We start from the raw sequence: 24,584 nt of genomic DNA on the forward strand, positions 1-24,584 counted from the left end.
ATGCGCGCTTTGAAGATTGCCGCCACCGGAATGACGGCACAACAGATGCGGGTCGAGACCATCTCGAACAACCTCGCAAACATGAACACAACCGGTTACAACGCACGGCGGGCCGAATTTGCGGACCTGCACTATCAGCAGATGGCCCGCGCGGGCGCGGTGAATGCCTCTGACGGCACGGTCTTGCCAACCGGTGTCCAGTTAGGTCTGGGCGTTCGGCCCTCAGCCGTCACCGTCCAACTGGCGCAAGGTGCCTTGTCCGCAACTGGCAACGATCTGGATGTCGCTATCGAGGGGCGAGGCTATCTGGAAGTGACCATGCCGGGCGGCCAGTCCGCCTATACCCGCGATGGTAGCCTGAAACGATCGCCCGAGGGCCTGATCGTGACTTCGGACGGTTTTACCGTTGCTCCCGAGATTACCATCCCCGATGATGCGCGGTCGATATCCATCAACGCATCCGGCGAAGTATACGCCTATTTCGATGACACAGCCGAGGGTCAGCTGCTGGGAGAATTCACCTTGGCCAGTTTCTCGAATGCCAAGGGGCTGGAGGCGATCGGCAGCAACCTGTTCAAGGAAACCGAAGCCTCTGGCGCACCGGTGACGGGTCCGCCGGGTGAGGACGGGTTGGGAACTTTGCGTCAAGGGTACCTGGAGGACAGTTCGGTTGATGCCGTGCGACAGGTCACGGAACTGATCGAAGCTCAGCGTGGTTACGAAATGAACGCCAAGGTCATATCCGCCGTCGATCAGATGATGGGCGCGACAACTCAGGTGCGATGATGCGCAGTGTTCTTTGGGTGCTGATAGTGATGTCTCCCATGGCTGTTCAGGCCGAGATAGTCGTGCCGACCAGAACCATTCGTGCGAAGGAGATCATTGTGGCCTCGGATCTCGAGCTGACAAACACCGAGGTTGAAGGCGTTGTCATGGATCCCGGTCTTTTGATCGGCCAGGAAGCCCGTGTTGCGCTATATCCGGGTCGCCCTATACGGGAAACGGACGTCGGTCCTCCGGCCATTGTGGACCGGAACGATCTGGTTGTCCTGGTATTCAACCGCCAGCCGCTGTCGATCACGGCAGAAGGCCGTGCGCTGGGGCGCGGGGCTGCAGGTGACCGCATTCGGGTCATGAATTTGTCGTCCAGAACGACTGTAACCGGGCATATCCGGCCCGACGGCCAAATTGAGGTAAGATAATGCCCGTAGAGCCTTACAAACTGCTTGTCACTTTGATTGCCCTGTCCGCGTGCGGGCGCTTGGACCACCTGGGCAAACCGCCGAGCTTTACGCCCACTGATGAGTCTCCGGAACAGGTGGCCATGCTGTGGCCAGGCCTGCCAACACACACTCAGCCGCAGCGGAGTGTGGACCGCGCTTCGCTTTGGAGCGGTGGGCAACAGTCGCTGCTGGGAGACCAAAGAGCGATCAAAAAAGGTGACATCATGACGGTTGTGATCGAGCTGGACGAAAAAGCCGAGATTTCGAATGATACGAAACGATCGCGCGCCGGATCTGAAAGTCTGGCCGTTCCGGGATTGTTCGGCCTGCCCCAGCGCGTGGCAGACAAGTTGCCTGAAGGTGCCTCGATGGATGACGCCGTGTCCATCGATTCCTCATCGGACAGTTCGGGAAAAGGCTCGGTCAAGCGTAAGGAAAAACTGACCCTGCGGGTGGCGGCCACGGTGATTGATGTTTTGCCCAACGGTGTATTGTCGATTTCCGGTTCGCAGGAATTGCGTGTCAATTTCGAACTGCGGGAACTGCTGGTCACCGGCTATGTTCGACCGCAGGATATCTCCCGCCAGAACGAGATCACTTATGACAAGATCGCCTCGGCGCGGGTTTCTTACGGGGGCCGGGGGCAAATCACGGATGTGCAGCAACCACGTTACGGCCAGCAGATCCTCGACTCGCTTCTGCCGTTCTGAGGTGCCGCTGTGGTCAGGAAACTTGTACCGGTGATTTGTCTTGCCTTGGGGCTGGCCGCAGGTGTCGGGGCCGGGGTCTTCCTCGGACCGAAAGAAAACGACAACAGCAAGGCGGCGACTGCAGAGGCTGAAAAGCCAAAGGAAAAGAAAGCTGGTAAGAAGGAGGGAGAGTTCGAATATCTAAAACTCACCAAGCAATTCGTTGTTCCGGTGGTTAAGAAGGACCAGATTTCAGCTCTGGTGACGGTGTCCTTGAGTTTGGAAACCACGCCTGGGCTTTCGGAAACTTTTTATGCGACCGAACCGAAACTGCGCGACAGGTTCCTGCAGGTGCTGTTTGATCATGCCAATATCGGCGGCTTTGACGGTGCCTTTACTGAGTCCGGCAACCTGAATGCGTTGCGCAAAGCGTTGCTGGACGTTGCGCGTAAGGATTTGGGTGAAGACGTTTCTCAGGTTCTGATTATGAGTGTCAATCGTCAGAACACCTGACCACTCAGTCGGTTGTGGAACAGAAGCCCTTTGACGGGTTGCAAAGCTGATCAGCCACTAGCGACTCCGACAGGCTCTCAACATCACGTTTGCGCCCGAACGAAAGGCGCAGCGCGTCCAGAGCGCTCAGCTTCTGCGCCCGGATGCGCGCCAGTTCCATGTTCAACTGGCGGCGTGTTGAAGCTTCCCAGCCGTTCCACAAGATATCCGTTCCTGTGATTTTGTAGCCTTGGGACTGCGCACTATCGAGGCGCGCCGCTTTTACCTGCGTGTCCAGTTGCGACAGCTTCCTCAGAACCAATGTCTCGGCCTCGACCAAGGGGCGAATGGCCTGAAATTCCTTTTGGAACGCGGCCTCCGTCACCCGCACCAATGCTTTGATCTGCGTATGTCGCATTATACCTGCTTCTTTGCTCGTTTGCGCATGGCTTCGGCGAAACGGATAGCGGCCGCGACGGATCGATAGTGCTCTTCCTGGATCTCCTGCCCGATATCGACGGTGCCGTGAAGCGCCCGCGCGGTCGGCGGGTCGGAATGGATCGGAACCCCTGCCTGTCCGGCTGCCGACCGGATGGCGGCAGCGATTTCGTCCACGCCCTTCGCGACGCAAACCGGTGCGGCACCGACCGCCCGTGACCATTTCAGCGCAACCGCAAAATGCGTCGGATTGACTATGACAACGTCTGCTTCCGGAACCGCCGCCATCATCTGGTTTGCCGCAATGCCCTGTGCGCGCTGCCTGCGCTGTTGTTTGACATGAGGATCGCCTTCAGCATCCTTGGCTTCGTCCTGAATCTCTTTGCGCGACATACGGTTTTTGCGCATGTGCTCGGAGTATTGCCAAAGGTAGTCCGCTGCGCCGATGGCCAGGGCGATGACAATCACAATAAACAAGAATCGAAACAACAGGTTCATCATCAACAGGATTGAAGATTGGGGTGGTGCCGTACCCGCAGACAGGATTTCCACCAGATTGGCGCGTAGGAAAACGGCAAGGCATGTGCAATAGATTATCAGTTTGACAAAGGCCTTAAGGAATTCGAACAACCCGCTCCGGCCAAACTTGTTCTTAGCGTTCGACACAACGGAAACACGCGACAACTTGGGTTTGAGTTTGGACGGGGCAAAGACAAGAGCTCGCTGCGCAATGAGGCTGAGCAGGACCGCAGCCGCCGGAATAGCAAAGAGAATCCCGATGGCGACCAGGGACGTTTTCAGAACGCCGCCGACCGGGCCTGCAGACGGGCCATCAATCATCAGGCGGGACAGATCGTCGGCCTGATCAATCATTACAAGAAAAAGCATGCCGAGATTTTCCGCGCCGTGCTGACCGGCTGTTACCAGCGCGACGAGCAACCCGGAATAACCCGCAACCACCGACAGATCGGCGGACTTGGCCACTTCGCCCTTTTCACGGGCTTTTTTCAGTTTCTGCGGTGTCGGGTCAAAAGACTTGTCGCTGTCGTCGTCTGCTGCGCTCATCAGTTGTCTCCAATCGGGTTGGTTAGAAAACTGTTGAGTGCGTCCGACCAGGCGGACAGGATCAACGGCGCTCCGGCTAACAAAAGAAAGAGACCGGCAAAGGTGATTGCCGGGGCACCGACAAAGGCGACCATTAACTGAGGCATCGCCCGGTTGATGACCCCAAGCGCAAGATTGTAGATCAGCGAGGCGATAACGAATGGCATTGCCAGCGCAAAAGCCAGCGCAAAGCTGTGCGCAATTTGTCGCACACCCCATTGGGACAGATCCGCAGCCGCAGGGGGCTGTCCCATTGGGATCAGAGTGTAGCTATCAATCAAAAACTGCGCCGCACGAATGTGCAGCCCCATAAGAACAGCCAGAGTGATTCCGGCCAGGGTCAGCAGATATCCCATGGCCGGCACTGGGTCTGCTGCCGCCCCGCCCAGAAGCTGGGATAGCGATGTCGCCTGAGCGGCAATTGATCCTGCTGTCTGAAGGGCAAGCACGAAAAGCCTCAAGCTTAAGCCAAGTGCCAGACCCGTCAGGATTTCGGTGCCGATCAGCCGCACTACGGGGAACAGTCCAGACATCGCCCCGGACGGGTCAATTGCGGAAGAAACCACGAGCGTAAATGCCACTGCTATCGCCAGTTTTACGCGGGCCGGAATGCTGCGCTCTCCGAAGGCAGGCAGAAGGGAAACCAAAGCGGAAACCCGCAGGAAAACGGCGAACAAGTGCTCAAGCTCGCTACTGATAAACGGCAGCAAGTCGGGGGGCAGGCCGATCACGCGGGCACCGTACCGACAAGTGCCGGCCTGGCTTCCAAGCCGATTTCTTCAAATGACAGAACCGGGTTGGAGACACCGCGTGCATGCAGGATCGTGCGCAGCAACCTGCGTCGACGTGTCGAAGTCACAACGGCCGCAAACACGCCCCGATCCGCGGTTTGCGCAATGCTTTGCACGACACCGTCTGCAAGCTTGTTGAACAGGTTGGGCGGAAGCGCGACGTCGAGACCTGCGCTTTGGGCGTCGATTTGGTAAGTGGCGAACGTGTCCTCCCACTCCGGTGCCAGTTGGATCAGTGGAATCGACCCATCTTCGCGCTTCATGTCGGCGACCAGTTGGAACCCGAGACGTTGGCGCACCAGTTCGCAAATCCCTTCGGGCAGAGTTGTAGTCAGCCGAGCCTCGGCCACGGTTTCCAGGATCAGGGCCATGTTTCGGATGGACACCCGTTCGTCCAGCAGCAGCCGCAGAACGGAATGTAATGTATCGATCGGGACCTTGTCCGGGATCAGTTCGTCCAGCAACTTGCGGTTGGCCTCGGCCCGGCCCAGATCGCTCAGCCGAGTCATTTCGGACAAAAGACGCCGCAGCGACTTGAGTGTCAGCAGTCGGGAGAAATTCTGCTTGATGATTTCAAGCAGATGGGTCGCCAGGATTTCGGGGGGCGAGACGATCGTCGCGCCGCTCAGGGCCGCAGCCTCCTGATCTTTGGGCAGGATCCAACGGGCCGGTGCGCCGTAGACGGGTTCGGTCACATCATTTCCTTCCGGCAGAATGTCCGGCCCTTCCTGAACCAGCGCCAATACGAGATCGGGGTTCAGAACACCGCGCGCCTGTTCGACGCCCTGAACTTTGATAACGTAAGTGCCGGTTGGAAGATCGGCGCGATCGGTCAACCGAATTTCGGGCAGGATCAGACCAAAGCCAGAGGCGACATATGTCCGCATATTTGCGATCCGCGCGTCCAGACCGGTGCCTGGGTTTAGAACCATGCTGACCAGATCCGGTGCGAATTCCAGATGAACGTCGTCCAGGTCCAGGATGTCTCCGATGGCCTGCGGGGTCGGGGCATCGGTCTCGGGTGCCGGTGAGTGCGCTTTTGTCAGCTCGGATTTTTGTTTGCTGTAAACGCTGTAGGCTGAGTATCCCAAAACCCCCGCGCCTAGAATGAAGGGCAGAAACGGCAGGCCTGGCACCGACGCAAACAGGGCCATCAGCAGCGAGACTGTGCCCAGTGCAGCCGGGTGCCGCCCCAACTGCGAGAAGATTGCGCTGTCGGTTGCCCCCTGCGTGCCGCCCCGCGCCAGCAGCAGGGCGGACGCGATTGAGATAATGACCGCAGGGATTTGTGAGACCAGCCCATCACCAACCGTCAGGATCGCATAGGTTTCGAAGGCGGCTGCAACCGGCATCCCATGCACAATCACGCCCATGATCAAACCCATGACAAGGTTCAGCAACGTAATCAGCAACCCGGCAACGGCGTCGCCCTTGACGAATTTGGACGCACCGTCCAGCGAGCCGAAGAAAGTCGTTTCCTGCTGTTCTCTTTCGCGCCGTTCCTTGGCTTGCTGATGGTCGATGGCCCCTGCGGACATGTCGCTGTCAATTGCAAGTTGCTTGCCCGGCATCCCATCCAGCGCAAACCTTGCGCCCACCTCGGCCATACGGGCGGCGCCCTTGGTGATCACCATGAAGTTAACGATCAGCAGAACGCCAAACACGACGAGACCCAGAAAGATGCTTCCGCCCATTACGAATTGGGCAAACCCCTCGATCACATCACCTGCGGCGTTGGTGCCCGAATGACCCTGACCGATGATCAGCTTGGTGGACGAAACATTCAGCGACAATCGCAGCATCAGGGATGCCAGCAGGATCGTTGGAAAAGATGAGAAATCCAGCGGGCGTTCGATAAACAGGGTCAAGGTGAAGATCAGAATAGCCAGCGCAAACGACGCTGCCAGCCCCACATCCAGAACCCAGGCGGGCATTGGAAGGATCATCATCACGATGACTGTCATCAGGGCCAGCGCCAGCAGGACGGTCGGCGAGAACACAGAGCGGGCATCGAACCTGAACACGATCACCCCCTTAGTTGAAGACGATAAAGGCGGTGGCACTATCCGCTACCGGAACCAGCGACCCCAGCATTACCCGTTTTGGCGCTTCAGATCGCGACGGAAGCAATGGAGCAGAGGAATGTGTGAAAGGATCGCGGGCAACTGCCGCATTCCTTGTCGGCTCGTCCTCGTTGAGGCGCGCCAACTCGGTCTGAAAACGCTCGGAATAGGTCTGGGCCAAAGCGGGAGTGCGAGAGTGATAAGCACCGGCCGCTGCGGGCCACGATGCAAACTCTGCAAACAGGTCTTTCAGAAAACGGGCGGCATACCTGGCGTTCTGTTCCGGGTCGAACATTTCGTCAATCGACCGGAATGTCTGCCCGTGCCAGCGATAGTTGATCTGGAAGCAGCCAATGTCGAAACTGCGTGCGCCCGCCTTGAAGATTTGGAAAACATGGGATTTTGCCTCGACCTCGGTGTCAAACCAAAGACCCTGCCCCTCGACATTGATCGCCCACGGCCAAGGGCGCAGGGTGCCGGCGACATTAAGACCGGATTCCACGCGCGCGATAGCCCGCAGGACATCCAGAGGAACCCCTTCCGACAAAGCGGCTTGCCGCATGGCCTGATCACACAGATCGGCGGTTCTTGCGTCGGGTCGTGCATGCAGCGAACGCCCGGCAAAAAGCAAAATCAGAAGGAAAAGGAGTATTCGATGGGGCATTCTGCCGGTCCGGGATCTTGATCAGTCCGGGGCAGGCTAGCCGCGCATCGGTTTACATAGGGTTATCGCAGCATCAGTTCCGGTCGATCCGGCGGCCAAACACAACGCTTGTGTTGGTTCGCATGACGCCCGGAATCTTGGCGAGTTCGTCGACGAGGATGTCCAGATCTTCGATATGCGGTGCTTCGGCATTTAGCAGCAGGTCGAATTCTCCGTTGATGGACAGGCACAGTTTGACCTCGGGATAGGCTTCAAGACGTTTGATGATGCGGGCCGTTTCTTTTTGCTGCACTTCCAGCAGAACGATGACCTGAACACGCGGTGTGTCTTGCGGGCTATGCAAAACCACAGAGTACCCTGCAATTACACCGCGATCTTCCATGCGGCTGATACGCTCGTGAACGGTGGTGCGCGCCACGCCCAGCTTTGCTGCGATCCGGGTAGTTGATTCACGCGCGTTCTGCTGAAGTGCGGCAACGATATTTCGATCAAGTTTGTCCATGGTGGCCAAGGTTTAGAGCATTAGCATACAGATGCTCAAGTTCCTGTTGACCTCATTTGTGTCGCGGCAAAATCCCGTCCCGGCAGCGCCTGGTCACAATCACGCCCGATGGATGGCGTTGAGTTTGCGGACCAAACCTCCTATCTCGTGGTCTGAGACCGAACAAAGGAAAAATCTGTGGCGAACCACTTGTACAAAAACGACCTGCCGGATGGGCTGGATCTGGGCCCGGTCGTGGCGATCGACTGTGAAACCATGGGTTTGAATCCACATCGGGACAGGTTGTGCGTCATCCAGATGTCGGGTGGCGATGGGCACAGCCATATCGTTCAGGTCAAAAAAGGGCAGACATCAGCGCCGAACCTGTGTGCCATGCTGGAAAATCCCGATGTGCTGAAGCTGTTTCATTTCGGGCGATTTGACATCGCGGCCATGTACCACACATTCGGTGCGCTGGCGGCGCCGGTCTATTGCACCAAGATCGCCAGCCGACTGGTACGCACCTATACAGACCGACACGGGCTGAAGAACCTGTGCCAGGAACTGATCGGCGTCGACATCTCGAAACAACAGCAAATGAGCGACTGGGGTGCGGAAACCCTGACCGAGGCTCAGCTGGACTATGCCGCCTCGGACGTTCTGTACCTGCACCAGTTGCGCGATGCGCTGAACGGGCGTCTGGCACGCGAGGGCCGGACCGAGATGGCACAGGCCTGTTTTGATTTCCTGCCGATGCGTGCCAAGCTGGACCTCGCCGGTTGGCCTGAAACGGATATTTTTGCGCACTCATGACTGACAACGAATCCTTTCTGAAAACCGCGCGGCAGGTCATCACTGACGAAGCCCGTGCGCTAGACGTTCTGGCGGACGGCCTGAATGAGAATTTCGCCACTGCCGTGCAGATGATCCTGCAGGCAACCGGTCGGATCATTGTCAGCGGGATCGGCAAATCGGGCCATATCGGTCACAAGATCGCGGCGACGCTGGCGAGTACCGGGACACCCGCATATTTCGTGCACCCGGCCGAGGCAAGTCACGGCGATCTGGGCATGGTGTCGAAGGGCGATGTGGTTCTGGCGATTTCGAACTCGGGCGAGGCGCCGGAACTGGCCAATCTTCTGGCCTTTACCCGGCGGTTCGGCATCCCTCTGATCGGCCTGTCCAGCAAGCCCGAAAGCACGTTGATGAAACAGGCGGACGTGCATCTGCTGATCCCGTCGATGGGTGAGGCCTGCGGCTTTGGTATGGTGCCTTCGATTTCGACGACGCTGACGCTTGCAATGGGGGACGCGCTGGCGATCGCCTTGATGAAGTACCGGGATTTCCGGCCCGAAAACTTCCGTGATTTCCACCCCGGCGGCAAACTCGGCGCGCAGCTCAGCAAGGTTCGCGATCTGATGCATACCGACACGCCGATCGTTTCCTCGGGCACGCCGATGAGCGAGGCGTTGCTGGTCATGAGCCAGAAGGGTTTTGGCGTTGTCGGTGTTAGTGATGCCGAGGGGCGGTTGCTGGGCATCGTGACCGATGGCGACCTGCGGCGGCATATGCAGGGTCTGCTTGACCTGACCGTCGATCAGGTGATGACCGCTAACCCGCGCACCATCGGCCCGGGTGAACTGGCCGAAAGCGCCGTGGCCCTGATGACGATGCAGACGCCCAAGATTACCTGTTTGTTTGTGGTCGATCCGGCCTCGGGCGGGCGGGCCGAAGGCATTTTGCACATTCACGATTGCCTGCGCGTCGGGTTGGGCTGAAAGGTGGAAACTGTGGACCGCTATTCCCGTATGGTACAGTTCTTGAAGGTGCTGTTGCCACTGGTGGCCATCTTGATGCTGTCCACGGTGTTCCTGCTGTCGCGCAGCATCGAGACCGACGTGTCGGTTCCATTTCCGCAAACGGAAATCAACGAACGCCTTGCCGACCAGGTTATTACCCAGCCCGACTACCGGGGCATAACCCGCAAGGGCGAAGACGTGCACATCAAGGCCATACAGGCGGCAAAAGGGGCCGAAGGATCTGTCCCGACCGCAGCCGAGTTTCGTGGGCGCCTGGGGCTGTTGAATGGCGGTGTCATAACATTGGATTCAAATTCGGGCATGATCCGACCCGACAAAAAGACGGCAACTTTTGTCGGCGACGTAGTCATAACCACCACGGACGGCATCCAGGTCACCACCGATTTGCTGAACACCTCGCTGGATGAAATCCGCGGGGATACACCGGGCCAGGTTAACGGAACCGGACCGATCGGTGATTTCTCGGCCGGGCGCATGACATTTGGGACTGAAAAAAAGGACGGACCGGTCCATATTGTTTTTACAGATGGCGTAAAGCTGGTGTATGAGCCGGCAAAAGCAGAAAGATGAAGTGTGTTTGATTTTCGAATTGCCCTTGTTTGCATCGCTCTGGTGACGAGTGTCGTTTCCGCGACCGCGCAGGAAACGCAGGTGGCGTTTGGGTCGACCCAGGCGGACCCCAGTTTGCCTGTCGAAGTGACGTCGGAAACACTCAACGTCAATCAGGAAAACGGATCGGCCGAGTTTCTGGGAAATGTCATCGTGATTCAGGGTGAAATGCGTCTGACTGCAGAACGGGTTCTGGTCATCTACAACAACGAGCGTTCGGCGATCGAGCGGCTAGAGGCCACGGAAGACGTGGTTCTGGTAAGCCCTCCGGACGCGGCGCAGGGAGATTGGGCCGAATACACAATTGATTCCGGTGTGATCCTGATGAAGGGCAATGTTCTTCTGACACAGGGGCCAAGCGTCATCAGCGGCGATCAGATGAATGCCAACCTGACCACCGGTACCGCAACCATGACCGGTCGGGTGAAAACGATCCTGCAACAAGGCAACAACTGATGGCACGACCCAACCTATCCGTTGCCGACGGCACCTCGGGTCTCAGAATCGAGAAACTGCGAAAGTCCTACCGCAAGAAGACCGTGATCCGGGATGTTTCGATGACACTGGGCCGGTCCGAAGTTGTGGCTTTGCTTGGTCCCAACGGGTCGGGCAAGACGACGACGTTCTATTCTGTCGCCGGGCTGGTTTTCCCCGAGGCGGGCACGGTCACGCTGGACGGGCACAATGTCACGACTTTGCCGATGTATCGGCGAGCCCGGATGGGGATCGGTTATCTGCCTCAGGAGATGTCGATTTTTCGCGGCATGAGCGTCGAGGACAATATCGCCGCTGTGTTGGACATAACCGTCAGCCACGCCCATCGCCGCAAGGAACGTCTGGAAGAGCTTTTGTCCGATTTCTCGATCGAGCATTTGCGGCGGGCCCCCGCACTGGCTCTGTCAGGGGGGGAAAGACGCCGGGTGGAAATCGCCCGCTGCCTGGCTGCCGATCCCAAGTATTTGCTTTTGGATGAACCGTTTGCGGGTGTGGACCCTATCAGTGTTGGGGATATCCGGCATTTGGTTGCCGACCTGAAAAAGCGCGGAATTGGTGTTTTGATTACGGATCACAACGTCCGCGAAACGCTGGAAATTGTGGACAGGGCCTACATCCTGCATGACGGAAAGATGCTGATGTCCGGCACGCCGGACGAAGTTGTTGAAAACGAGAACGTGCGCCGCGTGTATCTGGGTGAAAACTTCAGGATTTCATAGGCTTGCGCTGATCTGCACTTGCTGCATGTCGGAAATTACACAAATACGCTTTTGTTTTGATTGACTCTTCCGCCGCCTCTTGGCTCAATTGGCTCATGGCAGTTTTGCGGTTCCAGTCTGGATCACGATATCCCTTCTCCGAAGGGCGCGATGGCAGACAACCACAAAACATGTCGCTACCCCCCACCCGATAAAAACAAGCTCGCCGCGTAACGTGGCGTCAGAATGGGTGTGAATTGTGAAGGAGATCACATGCGTTACCAAATCAGCGGAAAACAGATCGACATCGGCGCGGCGCTGCAGACCCACGTGCAGACCGAGCTGGGCGAGGTTGTGGGTAAGTATGCCCAGCGCCCGACGGACGCCGCCGTCGTCTTTTCCCGTTCAGCGCATGAATATGTATGCGAGACCACGGTGCATCTGTCGACGGGCCTGACCGCCCAGGCCAAGGCCCACGCAATCGAGATTTATGCGGCATTCGAGGCTTGCTGCGACAAAATGGAGACACAACTGCGCAGATACAAGCGCCGCCTGAAAGACCACCACAAGGATCGGTCCGAGCCGGTTGAACTCTTTGGCGCGTCCTCATATATCCTCGCCTCTGATGAATCGGAGACGGCTGACGAACCCGAATCGCTGCAGCCCATGATTGTGGCTGAGATGGAAACAAAGATCCCATCTCTCAGCGTTGGCGAAGCTGTTATGCAAATGGAACTTGCAGGCGCCCCGGTGCTGGTGTTCCGTAATGAAAACAAGGACGGATTGAATGTCGTGTATCGCCGGGATGACGGCAATATCGGTTGGATCGATCCGTAACAGGCAAGATTGAAAGACGGGCCCCGGTTTTGGCCGGGGCAACGTCATGGAGCGTGATCATGGAGCTGTCGAGCATACTGAAGCCCGAAGCCGTACGTGTATTGTCATCTGCTTCCAGCAAGAAGCGGTTGTTTCAGGAAATCAGCGATGTCGCTGCCGCCACCCTTGGGCTGGACGCGCAGGAAGTTGTGGACAGTCTGCTGGAGCGTGAAAGCCTCGGCCCGACCGGGGTTGGCCATGGTGTGGCGCTGCCACATGCGAGATTGCCGCAGCTTCAGGCCGTTTCTGGCGTATTCGTCATGCTGGAAAAGCCTATTGATTTCGGCTCGGTCGACCGTCAGCCAGTCGACATTGCCTTTTCATTGTTTGCGCCGGAGGAAGCGGGTGTCGATCATCTCAAGGCTTTGGCGCTTGTGTCGCGGACCTTGCGTGACACATCTGTCTGCGCAAAGTTGCGGGCAAATCCTGACCCCGTCAAACTTTATGCCATTCTGACCGAAGCGCAGTCGATGCAGGCTGCGTAACCTGGTTCAATTGAAAAAGCCCCCGTTATCCGGAGGCTTTGTTGCGGCCCGAGGCGATCAGCCGCCTGTGCCCATTTCCAGTGTCCACCAGATTTTGCCGCCTTTTTCCTGATGCCAGGCAAAGCCCATCTGGCTTGCCTTCGGATCCATGATGACGGCGCGCGGGCCGGGCTCCTGCATCCACGCGGCCAGGGTTTCGGTCTCGGTCTCGTAGGTCTCGGAAATTGCTTCGCCCAGGAAGGTTCCGAAGTAGCCTGCGCGCGCAGCGCGATCGATAGGTGAGGATCCGTCCGACCCGAAATGCCAAGGGCGATTCTGACGTGCCATGTCTTTCGAATGGGTGGCTGCGGCCGCATTCAGCTGGGCATTCAGTTGAACCGGTTGCAGGCCCGAGGCCTGACGGAGCGCGTTCACCGAATCCAACATGCGGAATTGTAGTTTATCGGTGCTGCCGCGAATCTTGTAGACTGTCGGCAACGGCCGCCCGTCGGCCCCCAAGGCTGTGGTTGAGGTGTCCGTGCATGCCGCCAGTGCGACAAGGCAAATAACTAGCAGAGAAAGGATACGCGTCATGGTCGACCTGATATTTGTGTTATCAACGGGCATAGCGTGACTGAACGCGCTGGGCAAACGTACAATGGCCACAACCCGCGTGATTCTGCCGGTTTGATTTGCGACTGAAGCATTCTGGCAATAAAATGATCCGAAATTTCCAAGTCACCTAAGCAAAGGACCCTTTGTCATGGTCAAAAAACGTATTCAGCCTTCGACCCGCCGCGGATTTCTGGCAGGCGCGACGGCCATGCTGGCCTCGCCGGCAATCGCCCAGTACATTCCCGGAGACCCATTGCGTCCTGCTCCGGAAGCAGAACCGGCGGTTCGCCGCAATGTTTCGGGCTTCCGGGCGTTGGACTGGCAGCCCTATTTTTCCAATACCAGAAACGGTGCCATTTTGGTCGATACCGTCTCGCGGGCGCTGCATTATTGGTCAGATGATCAATCTGTATACAAACTCTACCCGTCTTCTGTTCCATTGACCGAAGAACTGACCCGCCGCGGAAGGACGAGCGTGATCCGGAAGGTCGAAGGCCCAAGTTGGTCGCCGACGCCGTCGATGAAGAAGCGAAATCCGGAATGGCCCGACTATATCCCGCCTGGTCCGGATAACCCTTTGGGAACACATGCTTTGTACCTGAGTTGGAAATATTATCGCATTCACGGCACCCATGACACGCGCAAAATCGGGCGCCGGTCTTCAAATGGGTGTATCGGCCTGTTCAACGAGGACATTGCCGAGCTGTTTTCTATGGCGAAGGTTGGCACGCAAGTGTTGCTAATTTGACGACATTTTCATGCACGAACCCGCTTGGCGATCAAGTTGCAATTGCAATCCCTGCGCATTGCTGATTAGAAAAAAACACGAGGTAAGTCTTAGATGTGTGACTGCACTAATCGGAATCACGCAAATTCTGGAGGTTAATATGAAAAAACTCGTTCTCGCCGCTGCTCTGACCGCTGCTGCTTCGACTGCCTATGCTGGCAACCTGGAAGAGCCGGTTGTAGAGGCACCTGTCGTTGTCGAAGAAACCCAAGGTTCGTCGCAGGGTATCATCCTGCCGCTGATCCTGCTGGTTGTTGTTGCCGCAGCTGTTGCAGCAAGCTAATTCGACAAGCTGATCAAAGAAAAGGCGGTGGATTTATCCATCGCCTTTTTTTGTGTCCGGTCCGTGGGTCGTTCAGTCCAGCCAGCCCCTGAGATTGTCTTCTATCACCGCGCCAAGTGCGGCGATATGCGAATCATCGGCGTTGAGGCATGGGATATAAGTAAAGCCCTCGCCGCCGGCCTCCTCAAAGCTTTCCCGAATTTCTTCGTTGATTTCTTCCAGCGTTTCGATGCAGTCGGATGAAAAGGCCGGGGCGATTACCGCGATGTTCTTTTTGCCCTGCCGCGCCAGATCGGCGACGTGATCGACGGTGTAGGGCTTCAGCCATTCCTCAGGTCCGAACCGGGACTGGAACGTCGAAACCAGCTGATCGTCTGTCCAGCCCAGCCGCTCTTTCAGCAATCTAGTCGTTTTTGCGCATTGGCAGTGATAGGGGTCGCCTTGCTGCAAATAGCGTTCTGGCATCCCGTGATAGGAACAGACGAGAATGTCGGGCTTCGTCTCCATCTCTGCATAAGCGCGCTCAACCGACCCCGCCAATGCGTCGATGTAGGCAGGTTCGTCAAAATACGCGGGTACGGTCCGGGTGGCCGGTTGCCAGACCTCCTCCATCAGCGCCCGGAAGAACTGATCATTTGCTGTCGCTGTCGTGGCTCCCGCGTATTGCGGGTAGAGCGGGAAGAACAGGATGCGGTCACAGCCCGCCGCCACCATCTCGCTTACTTTGGACTTGGTCGAAGGGTTGCCATAGCGCATGCAGAAATCGACCATCACCTGATCGCCGTAACGATCTTGCATCGCGTTGCGCAGCTTGGCTGTCTGGTCCTTTGTGATCGTCATCAACGGGCTTTCGCCCTCGTCGTGATTCCAGATCGATTTGTAGGCCTCACCCGAGCTGAACGGGCGCTTGGTCAGGATGATCCCCTGCAGGATCGGTTGCCACTTCCACTTTGGATAGTCGATCACGCGTTGATCCGACAGAAACTCGTTCAAATAACGCCGCATCGGCCAATAGCTGTAGTCATCCGGCGTGCCCAGATTTGCCAGCAGAATTCCGACGCGACCCTTTTTGACCTTTGGGTGGTCGGCTGGTGCATGGGCGGGGCGGGTTGCGTCAGTCATTTGAGCTTCCTGAATTTCTGTGGTCCGGCCTGAGATATACGGAAATGCCCGGCGGTCAATCGGACAGTTTGCCTTCTTTTGTCCCTAAAGCTTCAGCTAGTCGCATGCGGGCGGACCCGGGGCGCAACGGTTGCGGTTGGCTGTCGTGCGGGGACCAGCCTGTCAGGCAGATCAATTCGAACGTCGCCTGCAGACGGCCCTGAGGCGACGCAAAGTGGCGGTTGTAGATTGTCTGGGCTTTGTCAAAGACAAGGCGCTGAGTCGGGTATTTAAGGCGAGCGATCAGAATATTGGTCTCACCCATTGCGCGAAGATCGTGCATCAGGTGCATCAGGTCACGGTATTCCGCTGTCAGGCTTGCCCTGTCGGCCACGGGCAATGCAAATCCGGCCCGCTGCAATAGCCCACCCAGATCCCGCAGTTCTGCCATCGGGGCGATGCGGGGGCTGAGCCCCCCGGTTACTTCGATCTCGGCCTGTCCTAGGGCTGCACGCAGTTCGTGCAGGGTTTCACCACCGGGACAGACGCCCAGCAGAAGCCCGTCCGGGCGCAGGGCGTGACGGCATTGGATCAATTGCCCGACCGGGTCATTGGTCCAGTGCAGCGCCATTGCGTGAATAACCAGATCATGTGATCCGCGCTCCAGCTCCAGAACCTCATTATCCGCGATGATGGTGGCAGCGGGCAGAAAATCACGCCAGAGATGCGGGAACGGAGTGATAATCGCCGGTGCCGTAAAGCTTCTGTTAACCATCAAAAGCCGATCCTGCACCTCATCCATGGCAGCGTGATGCAGGAACAACGCATCGTCCCGGGCACGGGCGCGGCGCATGGTCAGTATCGAGCGATCAAACGGCGAGGGTGCAGTGTCGGCAGGCAGTTTCATGGGTCGCAAGTATCGCATGTGGCAGCGGATTCAAACCGTTGTTGCACTGATCTACCCGCCGCGTTGCCTGGGATGCGGCGTATTGACGGAATCCGACTTTGGTTTGTGCGGCTCCTGTTGGCGTGACACGCCATTCATCGGCGGGACCGTCTGCGAAACCTGCGGAATGCCGATAGAGGGCGAGGCGGATGGTCACAGAATCGAGTGCGACGATTGTCTGGCGAGCCCCCGACCATGGAGGGACGGGCGCGCAGCGCTGTTGTATCAGGGTCAGGCACGATCGCTGATCCTGAGCTTCAAGCACGGTGACAGGCCCGAACTGGCCCGAACAGCGGCCCTTTGGATGGCGCGGGCAGGCCAAGATCTGTTTCGCGACGAGATGCTGATCGCACCTGTCCCGTTGCACTGGTCGCGCCTGCTGAAACGGCGATACAATCAGTCTGCCCTGCTGGCGCAAAGTCTGGCCCGTGAAACCGGCCTGGACATGTGTCCGGACCTCCTGGTGCGTCGAACAAAAACCCCGGTTCTGGATGGCAAAACCGCAGCGGAACGGGCGGACATCCTGTCAGATGCGATCGCAGTTCACCCCAAGCGGCGAAACCTGCTGACAGGCCGTGATATCCTTCTGGTGGATGACGTGATGACATCCGGCGCGACTTTGGCAGCCTGTACCCGGTCATGCCAGATCGCGGGGGCAAATCATATTTTCGTGTTGGTACTGGCGCGCGTTGCCAAGGATGCCTAATTCGCTCAAGATTGCGCGAAATCTAGGGAACGGAACATGAAGCCGGTAGAAATCTACACCTCGCCGCTATGCGGCTTTTGCCACGCTGCCAAACGCCTGCTCAAGCAGAAGGGTATCGATTTCAAGGAAATCGATGTCCTGATGGACCCCAAGCGAAAACCAGAGATGATCAAACGGGCCTCGGGTAAACGCACGGTGCCTCAGATCTTTGTAGGTGACATCCATGTCGGCGGTTGCGATGACCTGTACGAGCTGGATCGGCAGGGCAAGCTGGACCGTCTGCTGGCGGCCTGATGAAAACGGCGCTGTTGCAAATCACTTCGTCGGATGACCCGGCAGAAAACCTCATTATGGTGCGCGCCATGATGGCCGATGCGGCAGCGCAGGGCGCGCAGTTTGTCCTGACGCCCGAGGTCACGAATTGCGTCTCGACAAGCACCACACGGCAGCGCGAAGTTTTGCAGCACGAAGAAGATGACATCACGCTGGCCGGCCTGCGAGAACAGGCCGCCACGCTTGGTGTCTGGCTGCTGATCGGCTCGCTGGCGGTCAGGACCCATGACGCAGATGGGCGATTCGCCAACCGGTCCTTCCTGATCGACCCGAAGGGTCAGATCGTGGCCCGCTATGACAAGATTCACATGTTCGACGTGCAGGTCACCGAGTCTGAGACCTTCCGCGAATCCAGGAACTATCGGCCAGGCGACAAGGCAGTGATTGCCGAGACCGATTTCGGCAAGGTTGGCATGACTGTCTGCTATGACATTCGCTTCCCGCAACTTTACGCGGCGCTGGCGCAGTCCGGCGCGCGGATTCTGACTGTTCCGGCGGCTTTTTCACCGGTTACCGGCGCGGCCCATTGGGAACCGTTGTTGCGCGCGCGCGCGATTGAGACCGGCTGTTGGGTTCTGGCCCCGGCGCAAACGGGTGAGCATCCGAAAACCCGCGGCAGGACCCGTCATACCTATGGCCACAGCATGGTTGTGGCCCCTTGGGGAGAGGTGCTGATCGACGCAGGTAACGATCCGGGCATTCACATTTTCGATTTGGATGATAGTTCTGTGACACAGGCGCGCAGCCGTGTGCCCTCATTGACTCACGTGCGGCCTTTCGACGGGCCCTGATCCAGAACCGGAATATGACGGACGAGAAAAATGCCCTTGCGGTCACGCTTTTCAGCGAGATCCTGACCGCCGATCAGCTTTTGCGCAACCGGCTCAGCCGGGTGCTGCCCAAGGGCATGGAGATCTCGCATTTCTCGGTGCTGAACCATCTGGTCTTTGTCGGAGACGAGCGCAGCCCGGCGCAACTGGCCAATACATTCCATGTGACCCGAGGCGCGATGACCAACACTTTGGCCAAGCTGGAATGGGCCGGATACATCCACATTCGACCCGACTGGGACGATGCCCGTCGTAAGATGGTGGCGATCAGCCCCGCCGGCCGCCGTGCGCGCGATCAGGCGATTTCGTCGATTGCACCGCTGATCAACCGTGTGGTCGGAGAATTGGGTCTGGAGCGGGTTCGCAGCACGTTGCCCGTGCTGCGAGATTTGCGGTTGCAGCTTGAGGGTGAATAGGGGCAATTCGGCATCCAGCGTCAGATGGGCGCTTGCCCCCATCTCGAACAGCTCAGCCCGGCTTCACGCTTGCGGTCACGTAATTCACGCTGAGGTCGCGGTCGGAAATTGACCAGCTCCACAGGATCGGGTTGAACACGAACCCCTTGCGGTCGACCGGGTCCAGCCCTGCCTGGCGCAGCAGGTCGAACAATTCGTCTGGTGTGATGAACTTGTGCCACTCATGGGTGCCGCGCGGCAGCCAGCGCATGACCACTTCGGCTCCGAAAATCGCCATGGCGTAGGATTTCGGATTGCGGTTGATGGTCGAACAGATCTGCAGTCCGCCGGGTTTCAGCAGGTGCTGGGTCGCCGTCAGGTAGCTGAGCGGATCAGCAACGTGTTCGACAACTTCCATGTTCAGGACAACGTCGAACTGTTCGCCTGCCTCGGCCAGCGATTCGGCCGTTGTGTGGCGATAGTCGATTTGCAGCCCGGATTGTTCCGCATGAATACGTGCGACGGGCAGGTTGCCTGCGGCGGCGTCGGCGCCGACGACCTCGGCCCCCAGTCGGGACATCGGCTCGCTCAGCAATCCGCCACCGCATCCGATATCCAGCAGACGCAGGCCTTCAAAGGGATCAGGGTCCTTCAGGTCGCGATCGAACTCGCCCGCAATCTGTTGTGTGATATAGTCCAGACGGCACGGATTCAGCATGTGCAATGGCTTGAATTTACCATGCGGATCCCACCATTCCGCGGCCATCGCTTCGAATTTTGCGATCTCGGAAGGGTCGACCGTGTTCGGATGCGCTTGCATTCCTGTCTCCGTATGCTCTTTTACCCGTAAGGACTATATAGGCCAATAATGGACAAGTACCCGGACCAAAAGCGCGCAGTTCAATATCTCTACCCGCCGACCGACCCGTTCGATCAGCGGATGGTGGATGTGGGCGACGGGCATCGCATCTATATGGAACAATGCGGCAATCCCGATGGGATACCGGTCGTGGTTTTGCATGGCGGCCCGGGTGGTGGCTGCAGTCCGGCGATGCGCCGCTATTTTGATCCCGATGTTTACCGGGTGATTCTGTTCGATCAGCGCGGCTGTGGCCGGTCCCGGCCCCACGCTGCGGTCGAAGACAACACGACATGGCATCTGGTTGACGATATAGAACGCCTGCGCGTTTTGCTGGACATAGATGAGTGGATCGTTTTTGGCGGCAGCTGGGGGGCCACCTTGGCGCTGATCTACGCGCAGGCCCATCCGGATCACGTTGCCCGTCTGGTGCTGCGTGGCGTGTTCCTGATGACAAAGGCCGAACTGGACTGGTTCTATGGCGGTGGGGCCGGAAAATTCTGGCCCGAGCAGTGGGCGAAATTCACGTCCCTGCTGCCCGATGCCGAACTGCACGACACAATCACGGCCTATCACAAACGCCTGTTCTCAGGCGATCGCGCGACCGAGATCCTGTATGCTCGCGCCTGGTCCAGTTGGGAAAATGCGCTGGCTTCGATCCATTCCAACGGATCGACCGGGGAAAGCCCCGGAGAGTATGCGCGCGCCTTTGCTCGGCTTGAAAACCACTATTTCATGAATGGTGGATTTCTTGAGAAAGACGGCCAGATTCTGGATCGGATGGATCGGATCGCACATATTCCCGGCTATATCGTTCAAGGTCGCTATGACATGATCTGCCCGCCGCAAGCTGCCTGGAATCTGGCCGACCGCTGGCCCAACGCCGAGCTGAAAATGGTGCGGCAGGCAGGCCACGCCCTCTCTGAGCCCGGAATTAGCGCCGAACTGGTCCGTATCATGGACCGTGTGGCCGAGGAGGCTGTGGCATGACACGGATCGACCGCCGAGCCCTGTTTGCGTCGGGTGCCGCTGCCGCTCTGCTGGCGGCGACCGGAGCTTCGCTTGCGGATACGCCGAAATCGGGCGGGGCCCTGCGGTTGGCCGTGCCCCGTGATGACAGCCTCGAGCAGGTGGCACGCGGCGCGGTGTTCGACACGCTGACCGAGATTGCGCCGGATGGCACCTTGCGTGGAGAACTGGCAACCAGTTGGCAAACCGATGCAGAAGCGCGCGTCTGGAATTTCGAGCTGCGCCGGGACGTTCTGTTTCACGATGGCGCGGTTCTGGAAATGGGTGATGTTCTGGCCGTTCTGGAAGAAGTCGGACAGGCCGAAGCGCTTTCCCTGACTGCGATACGATTGGAATTGGCCGCGGCCAATCCGGGCCTGCCGTTTCTTCTGGCCGACAGTCGGTTTGTCATTACGCGCAAGGGGCAGGGGGTCACGCCGCTGCACGCCGCGAACGGGACAGGGTGTTACCGGGTCGAGCGTGCCGAGGATGGCCGCCATTTCCTCGGACGCAAGGTGAGCGGTCACTACAAGGACGGACAGGCCGGTTGGGCCGACTCCGTGGAAATTATCGTCATTCCGGACCCAAATGTCCGCGCTGAAGCATTGCGGGATGGGTATGTCGACATCGCTGCCTTGCCTGCCTTGGAGGGGCTGAAGGGCCAGCGAGGTTTGCGGTTTTTTCCCGCCGAATCGGAGATGGCACTGGCGCTGGCTGCTCATGTGGGAATGCCCCGCCAGATCGGAAAGGGCCGCGCGCTGGACGACGGGCGCATCGCCGAAAGGTGGTGGGTGACGCAATTCCGTTCAGTGTGACCTGCTGGGGGTTGCAGTTTCGGGAAACCCTGCGTATATGCAGTTTCAACAGCGGCGTGTCGGGCTAGGGTCCGGGGCTCCACCGGAAAAGATCGACGGGCCGCGCGCCCGTTTTTTTGTGCCCGATTCATGGGTAGAGAACCTGATGACAAACGACCTGATAGCCAAAGCTGCCATCGATCGGCGACTGGCCGAGATCATTACCCCCGTGATCGAGGATCTGGGGTATGAGCTGGTCCGTATTCGCCTGATGAGCGGCAAACAGACCACGCTGCAAATCATGGCCGACAAGCCCGATGGCGGTATCGAAGTGGATGATTGCGCTGAAATTTCGAACGCGGTCAGCGCCACGCTGGATGTCGAGGATCCGATCCTTGACGCCTATACGCTGGAAGTGTCCAGCCCCGGTATCGACCGCCCTCTGACCCGTCTCAAGGATTTTGAGACGTTCGAGGGGTATGAAGCCAAGATCGAAACTGCCGAGCTGATCGACGGCCGCCGCCGCTTTAAGGGTGAATTGGCCGGGATCGAAGGGGACGAGGTTCTGATAAACATCCCCGAAGGGTCAGAAACGATCACCATCGGTCTGCAGTTCGACTGGCTGAGCGACGCCAAGCTGGTCCTGACCGACGACCTGATCAAGGAAATGCTGCGCCAGCGCAAGGATGCCGGTGCCCTGAACGAAAACGCTTTCGACGAGATTGAGACCGAAGGGTCCGAAGAGGAGACGAACTGATGGCAATCACCTCAGCCAACCAGCTGGAGCTGCTGCAGACCGCCGAGGCCGTGGCCCGCGAAAAGATGATCGACCCCGGTCTGGTTGTCGAAGCGATGGAAGAATCGCTCGCCCGCGCCGCCAAGAGCCGCTACGGCGCCGAGATGGACATTCGCGTCAGCATCGACCGTAAGACCGGCAAGGCCACCTTTACCCGCGTTCGTACCGTGGTCGAGGATGACGAGCTGGAAAACTATCAGGCCGAGTTCACCGTCGAGCAGGCCAAACAGTACATGGAAGACCCGCAAGTCGGTGACGTCTTCGCTGAAGAAGTGCCGCCGGTTGAAATGGGCCGTATCGCGGCGCAGTCGGCGAAACAGGTGATTCTGCAGAAGGTCCGCGAGGCTGAGCGTGATCGTCAGTACGAAGAATTCAAGGATCGCGCCGGAACCATCATCAACGGTGCCGTCAAGCGCGAAGAATTCGGCAATGTCATCGTCGATCTGGGTGGTGCCGAGGCCGTTCTGCGCCGCAACGACAAGATTGGCCGCGAAAGCTATCGCCCGAATGACCGTGTGCGCGCCTATATCAAGGAAGTCCGCCGCGAGGTTCGCGGCCACCAGATCTTCCTGTCGCGTACCGCGCCGGAATTCATGGCCGAGCTGTTCAAGATGGAAGTGCCGGAAATCTATGACGGCATCATCGAGGTCAAGGCCGTGGCCCGTGACCCCGGCTCGCGCGCGAAGATCGCGGTGATTTCCTATGACGGCTCAATTGATCCCGTCGGTGCCTGCGTAGGTATGCGCGGCAGCCGCGTGCAGGCCGTTGTGAATGAGCTGCAGGGCGAAAAGATCGACATCATCCCGTGGAACGAGGACCAGCCGACTTTCCTGGTGAACGCGCTGCAACCCGCCGAGGTTTCCAAGGTGGTTCTGGACGAAGAAGCCGGCAAGATCGAGGTTGTGGTCCCCGAGGAACAGCTATCGCTCGCCATTGGCCGCCGTGGTCAGAACGTGCGTCTGGCCAGCCAGCTGACCGGTCTGGACATCGACATCATGACCGAGGCTGAAGAGTCGGCGCGTCGTCAGAAGGAATTCGAAGCCCGCACCAAGCTGTTCATGGAAAGTCTGGATCTGGACGAATTCTTTGCCCAGTTGCTGGTCTCAGAGGGTTTCACCAACCTCGAAGAGGTGGCTTACGTCGAGATCGACGAGCTGCTGGTCATTGACGGTGTAGACGAAGGCACCGCGCAGGAACTGCAAACCCGCGCGCGGGAATTCCTGGAAGCACAGGCCAAGGCCGCGCTGGATGCTGCCCGTGCCCTGGGCGCCGAGGACAGCCTTATTGAATTCGAAGGCCTGACACCCCAGATGGTTGAGGCGCTGGCCAAGGACGATGTGAAGACACTGGAAGACTTCGCGACCTGCGCGGACTGGGAACTGGCCGGTGGCTGGACCACGGTCGAGGGCGAACGCATCAAGGATGACGGTGTTCTGGAGCCTTTCGGCGTCACGCTGGAAGAAGCACAGGATCTGGTCATGACGGCCCGCATCATGCTGGGTTGGGTTGATCCGGCCGAGCTGGAGCAGGCCGAAGAAGATGGTGAAATTGCAGACGAGGAGGCCGAGGCCTGATTTCAGGCCTCGGGTGGCGTGAATGGGTCGCGGTGGCGTCCATAAAGACCGGTCCGAAGGACCTGAACGCAAGTGCATCGCCACGGGCGAAGTTCAGCCTAAATATGGGTTGATACGCTTTGTGACGGGGCCGGACGGTCAGGTCTATCCGGATGTCGCGGCGAAACTGCCGGGACGTGGGGTCTATGTGGCGGCGGATCGCGCCGCTCTGGACCGGGCCGTGGGCAAGAAACTGTTTGCACGCGGGTTCAAGGCTCAGGTGACCATACCGCAGGATCTGGCGGATGAGGTCGAGCGGCAGATTTCGCGCCGGGTGATCGAACTGCTGAGTCTGGCCCGCAAGTCCGGCGATGCGGTCGCCGGCTACGAAAAGGTCAAGACGTGGCTGGACCGGGAAGAGGCCCAGGTACTGATTCAGGCCACCGACGGATCGGGGCGCGGCAAGTCGAAACTGAGCACGCCGCATTTTGGAAAATACATCGGTTGGCTGACGGCGGACGAGTTGGGACAGGCATTTGGGCGCCAAACCGTGATTCATGCGGCTCTGGCCTCTGGCGGACTCGCCAAACGTGTTGTAGAGGAAGCGCAGCGCCTGCGTGGCTTGCGCGAAACGGATGACGGCGGCAAGGGCCGCTCGGAAGGGTAAGAAG

At 58.5% G+C, this 24,584-nt stretch carries 32 protein-coding genes; 22 read left to right on the forward strand and 10 right to left on the reverse strand.

Annotation, left to right across the window (positions count from 1 at the left end; all coding sequences use genetic code 11):
- Genes flgG through ACR0CG_RS17900 form a run of 4 tightly spaced genes read left to right on the forward strand, consistent with a single transcriptional unit; the run spans nt 1 to nt 2,425 of the window.
- Entirely contained in the window at nt 1–786 is a 786-nt protein-coding gene (flgG, locus tag ACR0CG_RS17885) for a flagellar basal-body rod protein FlgG (protein ID WP_480526585.1), read from the forward strand.
- Between the two features lie 38 nt (nt 787–824).
- Nucleotides 825–1,202, forward strand: a complete 378-nt coding sequence (gene flgA / locus ACR0CG_RS17890) for a flagellar basal body P-ring formation chaperone FlgA (RefSeq protein ID WP_480526587.1) — start codon at nt 825–827, stop codon at nt 1,200–1,202.
- Complete coding sequence (flgH, locus tag ACR0CG_RS17895; RefSeq protein ID WP_480526589.1) at nt 1,202–1,933, forward strand: flagellar basal body L-ring protein FlgH; 732 nt, start codon at nt 1,202–1,204, stop codon at nt 1,931–1,933. The genes flgA and flgH overlap by 1 nt, the downstream gene beginning before the upstream one ends.
- A gap of 45 nt (nt 1,934–1,978) precedes the next feature.
- Entirely contained in the window at nt 1,979–2,425 is a 447-nt protein-coding gene (locus ACR0CG_RS17900) for a flagellar basal body-associated protein FliL (RefSeq protein WP_480526590.1), read from the forward strand.
- 4 nt (nt 2,426–2,429) lie between these two features.
- Here the strand turns inward: ACR0CG_RS17900 and ACR0CG_RS17905 are convergent, their stop codons facing one another.
- From ACR0CG_RS17905 to ACR0CG_RS17930, 6 genes are all read right to left on the reverse strand, one after another.
- The gene (locus ACR0CG_RS17905; protein ID WP_480526592.1) at nt 2,430–2,822 is read right to left on the reverse strand and encodes a hypothetical protein; all 393 of its coding nucleotides are present in this window, start codon (nt 2,820–2,822) and stop codon (nt 2,430–2,432) included.
- Nucleotides 2,822–3,907, reverse strand: a complete 1,086-nt coding sequence (locus ACR0CG_RS17910) for an EscU/YscU/HrcU family type III secretion system export apparatus switch protein (protein WP_480526594.1) — start codon at nt 3,905–3,907, stop codon at nt 2,822–2,824. Before ACR0CG_RS17910 ends, ACR0CG_RS17905 begins: the two co-directional genes overlap by 1 nt.
- Nucleotides 3,907–4,677 (reverse strand): flagellar biosynthetic protein FliR, encoded by a 771-nt coding sequence (locus ACR0CG_RS17915; RefSeq protein ID WP_480526595.1) that lies wholly within the window; start codon nt 4,675–4,677, stop codon nt 3,907–3,909. Before ACR0CG_RS17915 ends, ACR0CG_RS17910 begins: the two co-directional genes overlap by 1 nt.
- The gene (gene flhA, locus ACR0CG_RS17920; protein ID WP_480526655.1) at nt 4,674–6,701 is read right to left on the reverse strand and encodes a flagellar biosynthesis protein FlhA; all 2,028 of its coding nucleotides are present in this window, start codon (nt 6,699–6,701) and stop codon (nt 4,674–4,676) included. Before flhA ends, ACR0CG_RS17915 begins: the two co-directional genes overlap by 4 nt.
- Before the next feature lie 70 nt (nt 6,702–6,771).
- Nucleotides 6,772–7,464, reverse strand: coding sequence for a lytic transglycosylase domain-containing protein (locus ACR0CG_RS17925; protein ID WP_480526597.1), 693 nt, complete (start codon nt 7,462–7,464; stop codon nt 6,772–6,774).
- 73 nt (nt 7,465–7,537) lie between these two features.
- The gene (locus tag ACR0CG_RS17930; RefSeq protein ID WP_480526599.1) at nt 7,538–7,966 is read right to left on the reverse strand and encodes an Lrp/AsnC family transcriptional regulator; all 429 of its coding nucleotides are present in this window, start codon (nt 7,964–7,966) and stop codon (nt 7,538–7,540) included.
- 177 nt (nt 7,967–8,143) lie between these two features.
- Here ACR0CG_RS17930 and ACR0CG_RS17935 point away from each other — a divergent pair, with 177 nt between their 5' ends.
- The 7 genes from ACR0CG_RS17935 to ACR0CG_RS17965 all read left to right on the forward strand — a co-directional run bounded on the left by ACR0CG_RS17935 (nt 8,144) and on the right by ACR0CG_RS17965 (nt 12,928).
- On the forward strand, nt 8,144–8,758 hold the full coding sequence (locus ACR0CG_RS17935) for a ribonuclease D (RefSeq protein WP_480526600.1): 615 nt from the start codon (nt 8,144–8,146) through the stop codon (nt 8,756–8,758).
- Complete coding sequence (locus ACR0CG_RS17940; protein ID WP_480526602.1) at nt 8,755–9,723, forward strand: KpsF/GutQ family sugar-phosphate isomerase; 969 nt, start codon at nt 8,755–8,757, stop codon at nt 9,721–9,723. Before ACR0CG_RS17935 ends, ACR0CG_RS17940 begins: the two co-directional genes overlap by 4 nt.
- A 12-nt stretch (nt 9,724–9,735) precedes the next feature.
- Nucleotides 9,736–10,335 carry an LPS export ABC transporter periplasmic protein LptC gene (lptC, locus tag ACR0CG_RS17945; RefSeq protein ID WP_480526604.1) on the forward strand — a complete coding sequence of 200 codons (600 nt, stop codon included), beginning with the start codon at nt 9,736–9,738 and terminating at the stop codon, nt 10,333–10,335.
- A 3-nt stretch (nt 10,336–10,338) separates the two neighbouring features.
- Nucleotides 10,339–10,830, forward strand: a complete 492-nt coding sequence (locus ACR0CG_RS17950; protein WP_480526605.1) for an LptA/OstA family protein — start codon at nt 10,339–10,341, stop codon at nt 10,828–10,830.
- Nucleotides 10,830–11,588 carry an LPS export ABC transporter ATP-binding protein gene (gene lptB / locus ACR0CG_RS17955; RefSeq protein ID WP_170615523.1) on the forward strand — a complete coding sequence of 253 codons (759 nt, stop codon included), beginning with the start codon at nt 10,830–10,832 and terminating at the stop codon, nt 11,586–11,588. Before ACR0CG_RS17950 ends, lptB begins: the two co-directional genes overlap by 1 nt.
- Nucleotides 11,589–11,840: 252 nt before the next feature.
- Entirely contained in the window at nt 11,841–12,404 is a 564-nt protein-coding gene (gene hpf / locus ACR0CG_RS17960; protein ID WP_170681931.1) for a ribosome hibernation-promoting factor, HPF/YfiA family, read from the forward strand.
- Between the two features lie 59 nt (nt 12,405–12,463).
- Nucleotides 12,464–12,928 carry a PTS sugar transporter subunit IIA gene (locus ACR0CG_RS17965; RefSeq protein ID WP_170615519.1) on the forward strand — a complete coding sequence of 155 codons (465 nt, stop codon included), beginning with the start codon at nt 12,464–12,466 and terminating at the stop codon, nt 12,926–12,928.
- 57 nt (nt 12,929–12,985) lie between these two features.
- On the opposite strand, the gene dalA is transcribed toward ACR0CG_RS17965, so the two are convergent.
- Nucleotides 12,986–13,501, reverse strand: a complete 516-nt coding sequence (dalA, locus tag ACR0CG_RS17970) for a divisome-associated lipoprotein DalA (RefSeq protein ID WP_170615517.1) — start codon at nt 13,499–13,501, stop codon at nt 12,986–12,988.
- A gap of 169 nt (nt 13,502–13,670) precedes the next feature.
- On the opposite strand from dalA, the gene ACR0CG_RS17975 reads away from it, so the two are divergent.
- Together ACR0CG_RS17975 and ACR0CG_RS17980 are read left to right on the forward strand one after the other, a co-directional pair.
- Nucleotides 13,671–14,270, forward strand: a complete 600-nt coding sequence (locus ACR0CG_RS17975) for a L,D-transpeptidase (protein WP_480526608.1) — start codon at nt 13,671–13,673, stop codon at nt 14,268–14,270.
- Between the two features lie 139 nt (nt 14,271–14,409).
- Nucleotides 14,410–14,592: a hypothetical protein gene (locus ACR0CG_RS17980; RefSeq protein ID WP_010442520.1), complete on the forward strand. Its 183-nt coding sequence runs from the start codon at nt 14,410–14,412 to the stop codon at nt 14,590–14,592.
- Nucleotides 14,593–14,664: 72 nt separating this feature from the next.
- Here the strand turns inward: ACR0CG_RS17980 and hemH are convergent, their stop codons facing one another.
- Together hemH and ACR0CG_RS17990 are read right to left on the reverse strand one after the other, a co-directional pair.
- Nucleotides 14,665–15,714: a ferrochelatase gene (hemH, locus tag ACR0CG_RS17985; protein ID WP_480526610.1), complete on the reverse strand. Its 1,050-nt coding sequence runs from the start codon at nt 15,712–15,714 to the stop codon at nt 14,665–14,667.
- A gap of 55 nt (nt 15,715–15,769) precedes the next feature.
- Complete coding sequence (locus tag ACR0CG_RS17990; protein WP_480526611.1) at nt 15,770–16,600, reverse strand: methyltransferase domain-containing protein; 831 nt, start codon at nt 16,598–16,600, stop codon at nt 15,770–15,772.
- Here ACR0CG_RS17990 and ACR0CG_RS17995 point away from each other — a divergent pair.
- The 4 genes from ACR0CG_RS17995 to ACR0CG_RS18010 are packed head-to-tail and all read left to right on the forward strand — an operon-like array spanning nt 16,599 to nt 18,924.
- Nucleotides 16,599–17,345 (forward strand): double zinc ribbon domain-containing protein, encoded by a 747-nt coding sequence (locus ACR0CG_RS17995; protein WP_480526612.1) that lies wholly within the window; start codon nt 16,599–16,601, stop codon nt 17,343–17,345. The genes ACR0CG_RS17990 and ACR0CG_RS17995 overlap by 2 nt on opposite strands.
- Before the next feature lie 36 nt (nt 17,346–17,381).
- On the forward strand, nt 17,382–17,639 hold the full coding sequence (gene grxC / locus ACR0CG_RS18000; protein WP_170615509.1) for a glutaredoxin 3: 258 nt from the start codon (nt 17,382–17,384) through the stop codon (nt 17,637–17,639).
- A complete protein-coding gene (locus tag ACR0CG_RS18005) occupies nt 17,639–18,469 on the forward strand; it encodes a carbon-nitrogen hydrolase family protein (RefSeq protein WP_480526614.1) in 831 nt (276 codons plus the stop codon). Before grxC ends, ACR0CG_RS18005 begins: the two co-directional genes overlap by 1 nt.
- 14 nt (nt 18,470–18,483) lie before the next feature.
- A complete protein-coding gene (locus ACR0CG_RS18010; RefSeq protein ID WP_010442526.1) occupies nt 18,484–18,924 on the forward strand; it encodes a MarR family winged helix-turn-helix transcriptional regulator in 441 nt (146 codons plus the stop codon).
- A gap of 52 nt (nt 18,925–18,976) precedes the next feature.
- Here ACR0CG_RS18010 and ubiG read toward each other — a convergent pair whose 3' ends face one another.
- Nucleotides 18,977–19,723, reverse strand: coding sequence for a bifunctional 2-polyprenyl-6-hydroxyphenol methylase/3-demethylubiquinol 3-O-methyltransferase UbiG (ubiG, locus tag ACR0CG_RS18015; protein WP_170805846.1), 747 nt, complete (start codon nt 19,721–19,723; stop codon nt 18,977–18,979).
- 48 nt (nt 19,724–19,771) lie between these two features.
- On the opposite strand from ubiG, the gene pip reads away from it, so the two are divergent.
- The 5 genes from pip to ACR0CG_RS18040 all read left to right on the forward strand — a co-directional run bounded on the left by pip (nt 19,772) and on the right by ACR0CG_RS18040 (nt 24,580).
- The gene (pip, locus tag ACR0CG_RS18020) at nt 19,772–20,752 is read left to right on the forward strand and encodes a prolyl aminopeptidase (protein ID WP_480526616.1); all 981 of its coding nucleotides are present in this window, start codon (nt 19,772–19,774) and stop codon (nt 20,750–20,752) included.
- On the forward strand, nt 20,749–21,585 hold the full coding sequence (locus ACR0CG_RS18025; RefSeq protein WP_480526618.1) for an ABC transporter substrate-binding protein: 837 nt from the start codon (nt 20,749–20,751) through the stop codon (nt 21,583–21,585). The genes pip and ACR0CG_RS18025 overlap by 4 nt, the downstream gene beginning before the upstream one ends.
- A gap of 145 nt (nt 21,586–21,730) precedes the next feature.
- A complete protein-coding gene (gene rimP, locus ACR0CG_RS18030; RefSeq protein ID WP_170386826.1) occupies nt 21,731–22,321 on the forward strand; it encodes a ribosome maturation factor RimP in 591 nt (196 codons plus the stop codon).
- Nucleotides 22,321–23,934 carry a transcription termination factor NusA gene (nusA, locus tag ACR0CG_RS18035; RefSeq protein ID WP_480526620.1) on the forward strand — a complete coding sequence of 538 codons (1,614 nt, stop codon included), beginning with the start codon at nt 22,321–22,323 and terminating at the stop codon, nt 23,932–23,934. The genes rimP and nusA overlap by 1 nt, the downstream gene beginning before the upstream one ends.
- Before the next feature lie 22 nt (nt 23,935–23,956).
- A complete protein-coding gene (locus ACR0CG_RS18040; protein WP_170615495.1) occupies nt 23,957–24,580 on the forward strand; it encodes an RNA-binding protein in 624 nt (207 codons plus the stop codon).
- The last annotated feature ends 4 nt before the right edge of the window (nt 24,581–24,584 follow it).

The organism is Ruegeria sp. AB8, assembly GCF_056542605.1.

Bases quoted from the DNA above. Each gene is read 5' to 3' on its own strand.
- ACR0CG_RS18010 (WP_010442526.1), top strand. From the start codon at position 18,484: ATGACGGACGAGAAAAATGCCCTTGCGGTCACGCTTTTCAGCGAGATC.
- ACR0CG_RS17905 (WP_480526592.1), bottom strand. From the start codon at position 2,822: ATGCGACATACGCAGATCAAAGCATTGGTGCGGGTGACGGAGGCCGCG.
- flhA (WP_480526655.1), bottom strand. From the start codon at position 6,701: ATGACAGTCATCGTGATGATGATCCTTCCAATGCCCGCCTGGGTTCTG.
- pip (WP_480526616.1), top strand. From the start codon at position 19,772: ATGGACAAGTACCCGGACCAAAAGCGCGCAGTTCAATATCTCTACCCG.
- ACR0CG_RS17995 (WP_480526612.1), top strand. From the start codon at position 16,599: ATGGGTCGCAAGTATCGCATGTGGCAGCGGATTCAAACCGTTGTTGCA.
- rimP (WP_170386826.1), top strand. From the start codon at position 21,731: ATGACAAACGACCTGATAGCCAAAGCTGCCATCGATCGGCGACTGGCC.
- nusA (WP_480526620.1), top strand. From the start codon at position 22,321: ATGGCAATCACCTCAGCCAACCAGCTGGAGCTGCTGCAGACCGCCGAG.
- hpf (WP_170681931.1), top strand. From the start codon at position 11,841: ATGCGTTACCAAATCAGCGGAAAACAGATCGACATCGGCGCGGCGCTG.
- ACR0CG_RS17965 (WP_170615519.1), top strand. From the start codon at position 12,464: ATGGAGCTGTCGAGCATACTGAAGCCCGAAGCCGTACGTGTATTGTCA.
- ACR0CG_RS17980 (WP_010442520.1), top strand. From the start codon at position 14,410: ATGAAAAAACTCGTTCTCGCCGCTGCTCTGACCGCTGCTGCTTCGACT.
- dalA (WP_170615517.1), bottom strand. From the start codon at position 13,501: ATGACGCGTATCCTTTCTCTGCTAGTTATTTGCCTTGTCGCACTGGCG.
- hemH (WP_480526610.1), bottom strand. From the start codon at position 15,714: ATGACTGACGCAACCCGCCCCGCCCATGCACCAGCCGACCACCCAAAG.
- ACR0CG_RS17925 (WP_480526597.1), bottom strand. From the start codon at position 7,464: ATGCCCCATCGAATACTCCTTTTCCTTCTGATTTTGCTTTTTGCCGGG.
- ACR0CG_RS18040 (WP_170615495.1), top strand. From the start codon at position 23,957: ATGGGTCGCGGTGGCGTCCATAAAGACCGGTCCGAAGGACCTGAACGC.
- flgH (WP_480526589.1), top strand. From the start codon at position 1,202: ATGCCCGTAGAGCCTTACAAACTGCTTGTCACTTTGATTGCCCTGTCC.
- ACR0CG_RS17910 (WP_480526594.1), bottom strand. From the start codon at position 3,907: ATGAGCGCAGCAGACGACGACAGCGACAAGTCTTTTGACCCGACACCG.
- ACR0CG_RS17990 (WP_480526611.1), bottom strand. From the start codon at position 16,600: ATGAAACTGCCTGCCGACACTGCACCCTCGCCGTTTGATCGCTCGATA.
- ACR0CG_RS17975 (WP_480526608.1), top strand. From the start codon at position 13,671: ATGGTCAAAAAACGTATTCAGCCTTCGACCCGCCGCGGATTTCTGGCA.
- flgA (WP_480526587.1), top strand. From the start codon at position 825: ATGGCTGTTCAGGCCGAGATAGTCGTGCCGACCAGAACCATTCGTGCG.
- flgG (WP_480526585.1), top strand. From the start codon at position 1: ATGCGCGCTTTGAAGATTGCCGCCACCGGAATGACGGCACAACAGATG.
- lptB (WP_170615523.1), top strand. From the start codon at position 10,830: ATGGCACGACCCAACCTATCCGTTGCCGACGGCACCTCGGGTCTCAGA.
- ACR0CG_RS17930 (WP_480526599.1), bottom strand. From the start codon at position 7,966: ATGGACAAACTTGATCGAAATATCGTTGCCGCACTTCAGCAGAACGCG.
- ACR0CG_RS18005 (WP_480526614.1), top strand. From the start codon at position 17,639: ATGAAAACGGCGCTGTTGCAAATCACTTCGTCGGATGACCCGGCAGAA.
- ACR0CG_RS18025 (WP_480526618.1), top strand. From the start codon at position 20,749: ATGACACGGATCGACCGCCGAGCCCTGTTTGCGTCGGGTGCCGCTGCC.
- ACR0CG_RS17940 (WP_480526602.1), top strand. From the start codon at position 8,755: ATGACTGACAACGAATCCTTTCTGAAAACCGCGCGGCAGGTCATCACT.
- grxC (WP_170615509.1), top strand. From the start codon at position 17,382: ATGAAGCCGGTAGAAATCTACACCTCGCCGCTATGCGGCTTTTGCCAC.
- ubiG (WP_170805846.1), bottom strand. From the start codon at position 19,723: ATGCAAGCGCATCCGAACACGGTCGACCCTTCCGAGATCGCAAAATTC.